The organism is Pontibacter rugosus (genome assembly GCF_042678745.1).
Classification (GTDB): domain Bacteria; phylum Bacteroidota; class Bacteroidia; order Cytophagales; family Hymenobacteraceae; genus Pontibacter; species Pontibacter rugosus.
Window position 1 is genome coordinate 1 of the sequence record NZ_JBHTLD010000152.1, and the last position, 12,769, is coordinate 12,769.

11 protein-coding genes are annotated in these 12,769 nt (G+C 44.5%); 3 read left to right on the forward strand and 8 right to left on the reverse strand.

Annotated elements, in window-relative coordinates; translation table 11 throughout:
- The 3 genes from ACFQ2O_RS15100 to ACFQ2O_RS15110 form a co-directional block, all read left to right on the forward strand.
- The coding region (locus ACFQ2O_RS15100; protein WP_377529282.1) for an MBOAT family O-acyltransferase at positions 1–1,478 on the forward strand (1,478 nt) is incomplete at its 5' end.
- A 6-nt stretch (positions 1,479–1,484) separates the two neighbouring features.
- Positions 1,485–2,618 (forward strand): alginate O-acetyltransferase AlgX-related protein, encoded by a 1,134-nt coding sequence (locus tag ACFQ2O_RS15105; RefSeq protein ID WP_377529287.1) that lies wholly within the window; start codon positions 1,485–1,487, stop codon positions 2,616–2,618.
- Between the two features lie 157 nt (positions 2,619–2,775).
- Positions 2,776–3,903: a glycosyltransferase family 61 protein gene (locus tag ACFQ2O_RS15110; protein WP_377529290.1), complete on the forward strand. Its 1,128-nt coding sequence runs from the start codon at positions 2,776–2,778 to the stop codon at positions 3,901–3,903.
- Between the two features lie 70 nt (positions 3,904–3,973).
- Here ACFQ2O_RS15110 and ACFQ2O_RS15115 read toward each other — a convergent pair whose 3' ends face one another.
- The 8 genes from ACFQ2O_RS15115 to ACFQ2O_RS15150 all read right to left on the reverse strand — a co-directional run bounded on the left by ACFQ2O_RS15115 (position 3,974) and on the right by ACFQ2O_RS15150 (position 12,495).
- The gene (locus tag ACFQ2O_RS15115; RefSeq protein WP_377529294.1) at positions 3,974–5,161 is read right to left on the reverse strand and encodes a glycosyltransferase family 4 protein; all 1,188 of its coding nucleotides are present in this window, start codon (positions 5,159–5,161) and stop codon (positions 3,974–3,976) included.
- A gap of 14 nt (positions 5,162–5,175) precedes the next feature.
- Positions 5,176–5,949 carry a nucleotidyltransferase family protein gene (locus ACFQ2O_RS15120; RefSeq protein ID WP_377529298.1) on the reverse strand — a complete coding sequence of 258 codons (774 nt, stop codon included), beginning with the start codon at positions 5,947–5,949 and terminating at the stop codon, positions 5,176–5,178.
- A gap of 93 nt (positions 5,950–6,042) precedes the next feature.
- On the reverse strand, positions 6,043–7,401 hold the full coding sequence (locus ACFQ2O_RS15125) for an NAD(P)H-dependent oxidoreductase (RefSeq protein WP_377529301.1): 1,359 nt from the start codon (positions 7,399–7,401) through the stop codon (positions 6,043–6,045).
- Between the two features lie 44 nt (positions 7,402–7,445).
- Positions 7,446–8,009, reverse strand: a complete 564-nt coding sequence (gene rfbC, locus ACFQ2O_RS15130; RefSeq protein ID WP_377529305.1) for a dTDP-4-dehydrorhamnose 3,5-epimerase — start codon at positions 8,007–8,009, stop codon at positions 7,446–7,448.
- Between the two features lie 11 nt (positions 8,010–8,020).
- Positions 8,021–9,106 carry an NAD-dependent epimerase/dehydratase family protein gene (locus tag ACFQ2O_RS15135; protein WP_377529308.1) on the reverse strand — a complete coding sequence of 362 codons (1,086 nt, stop codon included), beginning with the start codon at positions 9,104–9,106 and terminating at the stop codon, positions 8,021–8,023.
- A 55-nt stretch (positions 9,107–9,161) separates the two neighbouring features.
- Complete coding sequence (gene rfbF, locus ACFQ2O_RS15140) at positions 9,162–9,965, reverse strand: glucose-1-phosphate cytidylyltransferase (RefSeq protein ID WP_377529312.1); 804 nt, start codon at positions 9,963–9,965, stop codon at positions 9,162–9,164.
- Positions 9,966–10,286: 321 nt separating this feature from the next.
- Positions 10,287–11,069 carry a WecB/TagA/CpsF family glycosyltransferase gene (locus ACFQ2O_RS15145; protein ID WP_377529318.1) on the reverse strand — a complete coding sequence of 261 codons (783 nt, stop codon included), beginning with the start codon at positions 11,067–11,069 and terminating at the stop codon, positions 10,287–10,289.
- Positions 11,070–11,100: 31 nt separating this feature from the next.
- Positions 11,101–12,495, reverse strand: a complete 1,395-nt coding sequence (locus ACFQ2O_RS15150; protein WP_377529321.1) for an undecaprenyl-phosphate glucose phosphotransferase — start codon at positions 12,493–12,495, stop codon at positions 11,101–11,103.
- Positions 12,496–12,769 lie beyond the last annotated feature (274 nt).

Here is a 12,769-nt window from a genome sequence, read left to right on the forward strand (position 1 = left end):
CTATGCTTTTTAACTCTACTGAATTTTTTATATTTTTCCCGGTAGTAGTTACACTCTATTTCCTGACGCCTTTTAACAGGCGCTGGATCATTCTGCTGCTCGCCAGCTACTACTTCTACATGTCCTGGAAGCCAGCCTATACTTTGATATTAGTAGCTTCTACGCTTATAGATTATACCTGCGGACGCATGATGGGTAGGTTTGCAGATGAAGAAAAAGATAAACGCCGTCCCTGGTTATACCTGAGCCTGGCAGCCAATTTAGGCACGCTGCTTCTGTTTAAATACTATAATTTCTTTAACGACAGCGCCCGTGACCTTGCTTTGACTTTGAATGTGCCCTATGCCATGCCTGCCTTTGAGCTTTTGCTGCCAATGGGCATTTCCTTCTATACTTTCCAAACCATGAGCTATAGTATAGATGTATACAACGGACGCATTAAACATGAAAAGCACCTGGGCATATTTGCGCTCTTCGTATCGTTTTTCCCGCAGCTGGTAGCGGGCCCTATCGAGCGTGCCGGCAACCTGCTGGGGCAGCTGCATGTGGGGCATGAGTTTAAGTATAACCGGATAGTGGCTGGTTTAAAACGTATGGCCTGGGGCTTCTTCAAAAAGATTGTTATTGCTGATAACCTTGCTCTTATGGTTAACTCAGTTTACAATAACCCCACTGAGTTTGATGGCATATCACATATCATCGCTACCGTATTTTTCGCATTTCAGATCTACTGCGATTTTTCCGGATACTCCGATATCGCTATCGGTGCCGCACAGGTGATGGGCTTTAAGCTGATGGAAAACTTCCGTAGCCCCTACTTTGCCAAAACAATATCTGAGTTCTGGGGCCGCTGGCACATCTCGCTTTCCACCTGGTTCAGAGACTACCTCTATATACCTCTTGGTGGCAACCGTGTGGTAAAGTGGCGCTGGTATTATAATTTGTTTATTGTATTCCTGGTAAGCGGCCTATGGCATGGAGCCAGCTGGACTTTCGTGATTTGGGGGGCTTTGCACGGGATGTACCAGATATTCGGTATCATAACCAAGTCACAAAGAAATACTATTGTACAGAAAATAGGCCTTACCCAGCACCCACAGCTTTACAAATGGGTACAAGTCTTAACAGTATTTTTCCTTGTCTGCTTTTCGTGGATATTTTTTAGGGCCAACACCATCAATGATGCCTTTTATATTGTGGGGCAGTGCTTTTCTGTACTAACGAACCCTGGGCAGGTTTTTGCACTGAACTGGAGCCATGATGTATTTATGGAGCAGGGAGCAAAAATATTTGGTACTTCTATTATAGCCATTGCCATAATGGAAACCGTACACTTAATACAGCGCAATGGTAGTGTATCACAGCTTCTGGGGCAACGCCCGGCCATCGTCCGCTGGGGAGTTTATTATTTAGCGATCATTGCTGTGCTACTGTTCGGACAGTTTGGAAATCAAGAATTTATCTATTTTCAATTTTAAGAAGGAATGACGACAGTAAAAAAAGATAAAGAAGTTAAAAAGCTGTTACGTAAGCTACTGCTCCTCGCGCTGCCTTTCATTCTCTGGCCTCTTATTGAAGTATTCCTGCTCCCAATGGATGTGTTCACTTTCCGAATATGGGAGACGATTTCAGTAAATACAGTTCGTATCATGCCCGGCCCTTTTTACCCGAATGTGCATATGAAGATGGTAGAAGAAGGCGAGCTGGCTCCGCGTACTCCCTACGCGGAAAAAAGACCTGTAGAATGGTTTACAGATGCATACGGCTACCGCAACCGCGACACTAAAAATGATGTGCTGCTGATTGGGGATTCCAATATAACAGGTGCCAAGCTGTCGCAGGACGAAACATTAGCCGAAGTGCTGGAAGCCCGGTTAAACAGACCTGTATATTCTTTTGCTCCTGCCACCATGAATCGCTTTTTGGCAACTGACCGTTTTGAGAAAGACCCTCCGCACCTGGTAATAGTATCCAGCATTGAGCGCCGCATACCTGGCTTACCAGCTGTTGGAGCAAATGGCTTAAATTCCGAGATACGAGACTTCACGGGAACTTTAATCAGCTCATCTTCGTTTCTCACAAATTTAGCTGTTACTGCTGATCGTATATCAAAGCTGGGACTGTATCGCCGAACACTTGCCGATATGGATCGCGCTTTAGGCAGAAAAGAATATATTAGCTATAATAATGAGTTCTTTATAGAAGGGGAAATCGCTAACAGGGAATTTAGTGAGGAAGAAATCACTCAAATTGCTGCTATCTTAGAAGGTTACAAAATCGCATTACAGGAAAGAGGCATTCAGTTCCTGTTTCTGCCTATACCGAATAAAGAGAATATTTATTATAAATTGCTTCCAAGTCAGCAGAAGGCTACTTTTTTACCGCGGCTCTTTGCTGAATTAGATAAGCGCGAGGTACCGTATGTGGATTTACAGCCAAGCTTTAACAGACTCTACCAACAAGAAGAAGTTCCACTTTTCCCTGCTGATGATGCCCATTGGAATCAGATTGCCGTAAAAGTAGCTGCAAAACTTTTGTCTGAGCATGCTACGGTGGCACAGTTAAAGGTAAATACAACAGAAAATAAAGAGCAAAGTTTGCTCGTAAACCATAAATAATAAACCAGTAATAACTGGATACCATTCCATGCTCAACCTAAAACCCAGCGATATGAAGGCTTACTATGACAAAGGGACTAGAAGGTTAAAAAAGATATTAGGAAAGTTTGTACCTTATAATACACAGTACAGACCCAGTGACGTTTGCAGAATAAACTTGAATGAACCAGTAACATATGGACCTCGCGAGCTTTTTGTACACACTATATATCCCGCTTTAACTACTAATCTAGAAATACCAGAAGACCTGTTTGAGGCGTGCTCTGAATATTGGAAACCAAAAAAGAAAGTACAGACAGACTACATGGTGGTAGAGGTGCCCAACGGACGTATCTACACCGACAACGAAAGTAGTATAGCCGTGGTTTCGCAGTACAACCGCCTGATAGAGAACGTGTCTCTGAGCCTTATGAGCGGCAAGGTAGCAGAACCTAACCTGAATAACATTTTTGAGCAGCGCTTTTTCACCCCACCACATAAAGTGGAGGGCACCGTATTTTCAATGCTGACAGGTGGCGCTGGAATCAATAATATTGGGCATTGGTTTTTAGATGTGCTTCCGCGCCTGCATTTGTTGCGTGAGAGCGGCCTTTACGATAAAGTAGACTGGTTTTATGTTCCAAGTCTGCGATACAGTTATCAAACCGAAACATTAGAGCTACTCGGTATACCTTCAGAAAAAATCATTACTGGAGACAAGTATACCCATGTGGCCGCTGACTGTGTTATTGCATCAACAGCTCCTCGTGGCAACCACACCTTAGTACCTAAATGGCTTTGTAACTTTATACAGGACTCTTTTATGCCTTTTGCAGAAGAAGATGACGATAGCATGGAGCCTGAAACCCCTTATTTATATATAAGCCGCTCAGATTCAAACATACGTAATGTACTCAATGAAAAAGAGCTGCTGGAGGTACTGGAACCCTATGGTTTCAAGAGCATAGTATCAAGCCAGCTAAGTATAAAAGAAAAGATTAAGCTGTTCTCTAGAGCCAAAGTAGTAATGGGAGCTACCGGAGCAGGCTTGGTAAGCATGTTCTTCTGTAAGCCTGGCACTAAGTTTATTGAGATTTTCAATGAAGCGTTTGTGGTAGAGCCTTTTTACGACATCGCTCCCAAAATCGACCTCGACTACGAGTACATCATTTGCAAAGGCAACAGACGTGTGCGCAATGCCGGACAGGGGCAACGGGAACACTTGCTTGTTGAGACAGAAAAGGTAGTTGAAATTTTAGATAGGATGAAGGCTCCGAAAAAACACCAGAGAGTGGAAATTGCCTAGACCAGCAGCTAAATAATCTATGAAAAAGTCCTGCCTACGAAGTACATCTTCTTCAGAGGCAGGACTTTTTTTACTGCAGCGCCTTCTGTGTTTGAGCAATGCTGTCCTGATAAATCTTCAGCAGTAAAGCATAGTTTACCTCTGGCGTATACTTAGCTTCATAGCTTTTGCGGGCATTTGTCCCTAATTCTCGTGCATAGGAAACGTTATGCTGTATTTTTTGTACCTGTTCCCTAAGTTCTGCTGCATTGCCAGGAGTATAGAGGAGTCCATTATACTCGTGCTGCACCAGGTGCGCTGCCCCTCCTATGTTCGCCGCTAAAACAGGTGTTGCTGTTGAAAAAGCTTCTACCACCGTCATGCCAAAGGTCTCAAACCACTCCGATGGAAACACGAGTGCTTCTGCATTCTTAAGCAGCTCCATGGCCTCTTCTCTTTTTCTATAACCTACATACTCAACGGTACTGCTGTTTGCAGCAGCGTATGCTGCTACATGCTCCTGAAGAGGCCCACCACCTACAATCTTTAGCGGAAACGGCTTTAGCGTATGTGCTTTTAAGAGCGTCTCTATCCCTTTCTCCTGTGTTAATCTGCCTATGTATAAAACGTACTTATCTCTTACATTTGCGCCTATCCCTATATCAGCTGTAAAATTAGGCTTTACAACCAGTTGATCAGGCTTTATCTTAAGAGAGGAGTGCAGAAAAAGGTCTGAGGCTCCGGGAGTTAAAGAGATAAACTTTGTTACTTTCTTTTGCCATGTTCCCAGGAGTTTATGTAGCCCGGTAGTCAGCACAACAGACGCTGTTTCTATTTTAGAGCCGCGGTAAACGCCCTGAAGTATCGGTTTTATAGGGAATATTTTGTGTACGTTGCTTAGCTGCACTTTCCCATTGTAATGCAGCAAAGCGCTTGGACAAATAAGGCGGTAGTTATGCAGCGTCATTACCACGGGCACACCTGCTTTATAACATACATCAAAAACAGCCGGTGATACCAAGGGGAAGAAATTATGCACATGCACCACATCAGGCTTAAACTGCTCCAACTTCTCTTTGATGATGCGGGCACTCTGCATGTTGTGAACAACGCCTAAAGCGGCTTGCAGTTTCTGCCGCTTCGTTTTTACATCGTTGTTAGAGAAGGTAAGCTGCTCTACCTCATGGCCATGCTCCTGTAGCAGGGCCGCTTCCTGATGAAAAACAGTGTCCTCTCCGCCGGCCTGCTTGTAATAGTTATGTATGAGTAATATGCGCATTGTATAAGGTATGATCAGGAAAGTTGGCGAATAGCTTTTTGTAGATCCTCTGGAACACCAACATCCAGGCAACTGCCCGTATCAAAGCAAACGCTTTGCACCTGCAATCCTGCGTTTATTGCGGCCAATATTACCTCTCCTACACTTAACTCTCCACCTAACACCCGCAGTTGCTCTTCTTCCTGGTTTAAGTAATGGTGCATGAACTCAGTGAATGTTGGTCCCCAGCAAGCAATGGCCCAGTTATAAACTAAGTCTGACTGAGCAGGTTTAGCAAGTATGTTTGTAACTATACCGTTCTGATCTAACGCTACCATATCCCATTTGTTTGGGTGGTTTACTATAAAACAGCCTAATACCACATCAGCTGCCGTTTCATCCTGCCGTTGCAGTAGCTGCTCTAGAGCGTTTTGTGGTTCAAAAAGTATATCAGGAAAGCCAAAGATAACGCGCTTTTGCTGCACAAAATTATAAGCTTGGTCCAGCGAGTAGGGTGTACCGTAAGGGCGCTGCATAATCAGGTAGGCCAAGTATAGCTGTAGCTGGCTGCCATCCCCGAAGTAGTCCGGAATATCCCATTTACCTTTCCGAAGTATAAAGTATACTTGCGTAGCACCCGCACGCTGCATATGCTCCAGCAAATACTGGCCTACAACTTTCGGGTGTAAATCGCCGTGTTGATGATGTACTGTAAAACCGATCGGAAATATTTCTTTGCTGCAAGGTATAGGCGAAAGCCTGGACCCTAAGCCTGCTGCAGGTAGCAGACCTACTATTTCTTCTGGCATGTTTATCGTATAAAAAACCGCGCACCGCTACAATTGCTGTGCGATGCGCGGTTCATATCGTTTAGTATGATCGTAATTTATACTTTGTTCCTGTTAAACAGAAGCCTCTGTTCTTTGCAAATGCTGCAAAACAGTATCACGGGTGGCTTCATCAGTTGTAGCGAAGTATACTGCTTGTTCCTGAAGAAGCTTGTCAACCAGGCGACCTTCCGGCAGCACTACATCATCATAAGTAAGTACCTGGTCTTTTGGTATATCGCGTTTTAACACGCATCCTTCGGCAACTCCAATCGGCAAAAGCTTTTCAGCAGCTGCTGTATCTGCATTTTCGCAAAGGCCATAGGTCATGTAGTGCCCAATGCCGTCTACTACCTCACCTGCCTTTAAATCAATTTTAGCGGCAGCCACGACAGCTACCTGCGGTGCTCCCATTGGTGTAAGGGCAGCATCCTGAAACAGTACTGCACGTGCCACCGTGGTCGGAACTTCAAAGTGGCATAGGTGGTATGGCGTGTAGAAAAGGTATAATGGTCCCTCACCTAGTTTGTACAGGTTAAGGTAGTGCTGCTGTATTGGATCATCGTGTGTGCCAAGAACAAATACACCTGGGCCTGGCTCTGCTCCTACTACGTAGTCTACAATCCCGGGTCCTTCCATCATGTCTTCCATTGGATAAAGATCATGAGCGCAGTCTTTCAAGGTAGTGCCACCCAGCACTGTAGGCCCGTGCATACCTCGCTTGGCTACACGCATGCCTGTACCGTTGGCAATAATCGCCTGCTCAAAAGAAATCTTGCTACCATCAGCAAAAGAGGTCACCATTTCAGGTTTCTGTCCCCATTTCTTCGCAAAACCTTCCTGCGTGGTAGGATTGCGGTAAGGATCGTGCAAGCCTTTAATGTTGCCGCAGAGCACAGGCTTTACGCCAAGCCCCTTCACAAAGCGGAAAAGGTTCATGGTTACACCCGGCTGATCACCGTCTGCATTAGTGAAAACTACTCCGGCTTTATCGGCATATACTTTCAGTATCGGTCCGATGGTTCCATCCACCTCAGCATTCATCATAATGATGTGCTTGCCATGCTGTATAGCTGTTAAAGCTACATTAGTACCGAATTCCACGGCGCCGGTAACTTCTATCACAGCGTCTATACCTTCTGCCTGGCAAAGTAGCAACGCATCTTCCGTAATGCTATACTTGCCTTGGCGAATGTTATCCTCTAACTGAGCAAGCGTTGACACCTCTTGCACTTCTGATACCTCTGCATCCGTGTAAGCTTGTCTGGCCTTATCTAATGTTCTGTTAGAGATGGCAACCAGTTCCATCCCCTTGGTATATTTACAGATCTGAAGAGCAATTCCTTTGCCCATAAAACCTGCTCCTACCATGGCTACCCTGATCGGGTTGCCCTCTGCGTGGCGTTTAGCTAAGGCAGTATCAACTATTATCATTTTGCTATAAAATTTAGGTTTTGTAAAGACAAAAGCTGCCGGTATTACACCAGCAGCTTTCCTTTAGATTTTTCCTGCTCATCCATAAAGTCGGGATGCGCCTGGTCTTTTTCAGAAATTACCACTGGCTCTATTGGCCATTCAATGTTGAAAGCCGGATCATTCCAGCGAATGCCGCGTTCAGCTCCGGGCGTATAGAATTCCGTTACCTGGTAGGTAACGTCTGTATTATCCTCCAGCGTAATAAAACCGTGCGCAAAGCCTTCTGGCACAAACAACATACGGTAGTTGTCTGCCGTCAGCTCCACGCCTATCCACTGCTTATAGGTTTCTGATGCAGGGCGCATATCGATAATCACATCGTAAATTGCTCCGCGGGTGCAGCGTACTAGCTTTGACTCCTCGTTTGGAGCCAGTTGCATGTGCATACCTCTAAGGGTGCCTTTCTTTTTGTTGTAGGAGACATTGGTTTGTCTTACATTAGCGCTTAAACCATGCTCTTCAAACTCATTCTGGCAGAAAGAACGGCCAAAAAAACCGCGTTCATCCTCTATGCGCTTAACATCAAGTATAAAGGCTCCTTTAAGTTTAGTTTCTGTAAATATCATAGTAGCTATACTTATGCAGTTTCCAGTTCAGCTTCTGACACGCTTGATTTGTTGCGTTTCCACTGCAGCTGCTCGTTAATTTTATCGTTTTCTTGCAGGCTGTTCAGCACCATTAAGCGCATTAACTGAGAATTACGGAAGTCACCGTCCTTAAACTCCATAGCTGCCAAACCAACCTGTAGCTCCTGAATTGCCTGCGACAGCGTGTACTGCGGCTGGTGATTAGGTGCTAACTCTTTGTACAAGTCAAAGTTCACTTTATAAGAGCGCTTGTCTGGTGCGGCATCTTTGTTTACTGATACATCTACTGAAGGCATTACTTCTGCTACAGCGTTGGCCAGCTCGTAAACTTGATAATTCCACTCATTAGAGCCTGTGTTCACAGCTAAAAACTCTCCTCCGTTGCTTGGCTTTCTTGTAATAGCCCATTCGATGGCGCGAGCCATATCTCGAACATGAATCAGCGGGCGCCAAGGTGTACCGTCGCTCAGGATGTTTATTTTACCGGTTGCCACAGCACCTGCCACAAAATCGTTCAGCACCAGGTCCAGGCGCAGACGGTTACTCATACCGCAGGCTGTTGCAAACCGAAGGCTTGTAACTGTAAACCCATCTCCTGCCAGTGGCTGAATGTCTTTTTCAGTTGCTACCTTAGAGCGGGCATAAGCTGTTAATGGATTCAGGGTAGAATCTTCAGTTTTAGCCATCTCTTCTGCGGCACCGTACATGCTGCAGCTGGAGGCAAATACAAAATTCTTTACGCCAGCAGCCTTGGCCATTTCTGCAATACGCACACTGGATTTGTAATTGACTTCCATTGTCACGTCCTCAAACTTTTTACCCATGGGGTCATTTGAGATCGCAGCCAGGTGAACTACTGCGTCTACACCCTCTAAAACCTGAGCTGGCATAGTGCGCACGTCACCGTATAATTGTATATCAAGTCTGCTTTCAGGCAAAATAGGAGCATCAGTAAGGCAAGAGGCAAAATATGCCATATCATATCCTACTAGCGTGGCATCAGGGTGCGTTGTACGCAGGTGCTCAACTACACCAGGGCCAACATAGCCCATATTACCGGTAATTAAAATTTTCATAATGATACTTTATATATGAAGGAGTTTGGGTACTGAATGACGTAATGTATGATAGTTAATTTACAGCTCCGGCAAGCATTCTTTTCCAAACGTGCCAGGGAGCATTGCCACTTTGCCACAGATCTTCCAGCACATGTTTGTCGCGGAGTGTATCCATCGGCTGCCAGAAACCGCTGTGGCGGTAGGCAGAAAGCTGCCCCTCTTCCGCCAGATTTTCTAGTGGGCCACGCTCAAAAATGGTGCTGTCGTCTTCTATATAATCAAATACACTTGGCTCAAGCACAAAGAAGCCACCATTAATCCAAGGCATATCACCACCAGTAGGTTTCTCCTTGAACTGAGGTACTTTAGTGGCTTCTGACGATAAGGTGAAAGCTCCAAAGCGGCCTGGTTGCTGCACAGCAGTTAGAGTGGCTTTGGTACCCTGGGCTTTATGGTAGGCAACTGCTTCTGCAATGTCTACATCGCTCACACCGTCACCGTATGTCAGGCAGAAAGTCTCATCCCCTACGTATTCCTGCACACGCTTTAAGCGGCCTCCTGTCATGGTACCCTCACCAGTATCAACAAGTGTAACTTTCCAGGATTCAGTATTATTTTTATGTACCTCCATACCGTTTTTGCGCATATCGAAGGTCACATCGGAGTTATAAAGGCAGTAATTCGCAAAATATTCTTTGATAATATGCCCTTTGTAGCCACAGCAAATGACAAATTCATTGATATCATAGTGCGAGTAGATTTTCATGATGTGCCAAAGGATAGGTTTTCCTCCAATTTCTACCATTGGTTTTGGACGTACACCACTTTCTTCACTGATTCTCGTACCGTAACCACCGGCAAGTATAACTGCTTTCATCTATAGTAAGGGTTTTTTAGATTGGATCTTTGGCTTTAGGCAGCCGAACAAATTGTTTTATACTATATGTGTATTTTTAGATAGATACGGAGATTTCTATATTTTGATGTTCAGAAAACCAGATTTGATTAAAAAAGAATTAATTTATGGTTAAACATCAAGTAAGTTTGGTCACAAGTGTAGATTTATACCAATACTGACTCCTTATATGGGCTTATGACTGTTCCTGTTAGCAACAATCTTGGGAGGTAAAAACAACAACAAGCCGGGGTGACTTGCTTAAATAAAACAGGCGGATGGAAAGACCATCCGCCTGTTTTATTATTTGCTCAGCTGCGGGCGGCGACCCTGACGCTTGAGTAATACTTTTGACACTTCATATAAGAACATGCTGTTCGTAATCAGGTAACGTTTCCAAAGCCTTTTCGGCTCTTGCCACAGTCTATAAGTCCACTCCAGGCTCAGGTTTCTGGCCCAGTTAGGCAAACGCTTTTCAAGTCCTGCATAAGTCATATAAGCCTGCCCTACACCCAACATACACGCCTTCACCTTTCCTTTATGTACAGCCATCCACCGCTCCTGCTTCGGACAACCTAAAGCCACAAATACCAGATCAGCTCCGGCATTATTCATCATATTTATTATCTCCTGATCCTCGTCTTCACTTAGCTGGCGGAAAGGCGGTGAATAAGAACCTGCTATTCGTAGCTGAGGCAAATCTGCTTTTGCGCGATTCTTTACGGCCTCCAGCACATCATCGGTAGATCCATAAAAGAACACTGATTTACCTCTTACGGCTGCTTCCTGCAGCAGGCGCGGCATCAGATCCATACCTGGCACCCGGTCCTGCTCTTTGCCATAAAGCATTTTCATGAGTTTAGATAAAGGACCACCGTCAGGTGCAGCCAGATCAGCATTATTTAGCAGCTCGCTAAAGTCTTTGTCTTGGCGTGCCTCCATCAGCATATGTACATTGGCAAAGCACACGTAAGAAGACGGCTTATTATCGGTAAGCCAGAAAACCTGATCTACAAACTGATCGAACGTACCAGCAGAAATAAGCGAGTTAAGCAGCTGCCGTTTTTCTGTTATAGGAGGTTGCATAGAGGCTGTAGTCGTGTTTACTTGCAAATCACTAGTAAGCATTTTTCTCACCTTTAATCATGTTCCAAACGGTCAGGAAGATAATCTTCATGTCCATCATGAAACTCCAGTTCTCCATATATTTCACATCATACTCCACACGTTTTTCCATCAGGTGCATTTCCTTGGTCTCGCCACGGAAGCCGCTTACCTGTGCGTAACCAGTTATGCCTGGTGTTACGAAATGGCGCATTTTATACTTTGTAATCACTTTTGAATAGTGCTCCAACTGCGAAACAAGGTTCGGCCGTGGACCCACTACCGACATATCACCAAACAACACATTGAAGAATTGTGGCAGCTCATCCAGGTTAGACTTACGCAGGAATGCTCCTACTCTAGTTATACGTGGGTCATTTTTAGTAGCCTGTAGTTCAGTGCTGGTGTTAACACGCATGGTTCTGAACTTGTAGCATACAAATAGCTTGTTCTTTTTGCCCGGACGCAACTGCTTGAAAAACACAGGCCCTTTAGACTCTATTTTCACTGCCAAAGCGATCAAAGGCAACAGTATCGGGAAGATAAACAGAATCACTACTAGTGAAAAGGCAATATCAAATATGCGCTTCATCACTCTGTTAGACGCCAGCTCAAGCGGTTCCTTCCGTACACTTATCATAGGTATGTTATGATAGAAGTACATGTTCACTTCCTTCTGTACGATGGCACCGAAATCTGGAACAATGCGGAAGTACACAAAATTATCATCTGCAAACTCTGTCAGATCGTCTATCTGGCTTTTGTCTGTAAGTGGCTTGGTATAGTAGATTTCATCAATGCTATGGCGCAGGCAATACTCTTTCAGCTCATCCATATCGCCTTTAACCTGGCTGTAGTAAGGGTTCCCCACCTGCACATCATTATCGAAGAAGCCCATGAATTTGGTTCCAAGCTCATCGTTGTGATCAAGTGTTTGATGAAGTGCCACGGCAGCAGGGCCTGTACCCACAATAACATAACGTGTGTGCGCCATATCAGAATTGGTGAAGTACTTAAACACCTGGAATATAACCAAACGGCTCAGGCCAATCAGCATAACCGTAGACAGGTAGGTATACAACAGCAAAAGGCGCGACAGTTCTTCCAGGTTAAAGATCACAATACAGCTTGCCAGCACAAGGGCGTGCATAACAAAGGCATTGATCAGATTTGACAGTTTTTTATTAACTGTAATCAATCCGTCTACCCGGAATATAAAGTTTGAAAACCCTGATACGATCCACCATACTAGTGCGAAAAGCACAAAGAAGATATTATACTGGTGCTCTAGCTCCAAATCACCGTAACGCACCAGGTTCGACAATTTGAACGCAAGAGCAATAAGTGTAACGTCAAGGATCAACAGAAGAACTCTATTGAAGCTATAGTAATGTCTGTATTTGTTCATTTTTAATTGAGTACTTATTTATTCATAGAAACACCTGCTTATCTTATGCTACTACACGAATCCACTTCACTAAACTGACTAAAGACAGTTATCTGCATATCAAGACACTTACACCCCTATACAACCAAATCTAATTTCAGCATTAAAGTGATTGTTGCAGGTGCATTTTAGTACGCTGCGCAAATCAATCCATACTGCGACCTGCCTTACAGGGTATGTACAGTAAAAAATACGCTTTTGCCACAGGAAGGTTAGCCATTTCAACAACTTGTAT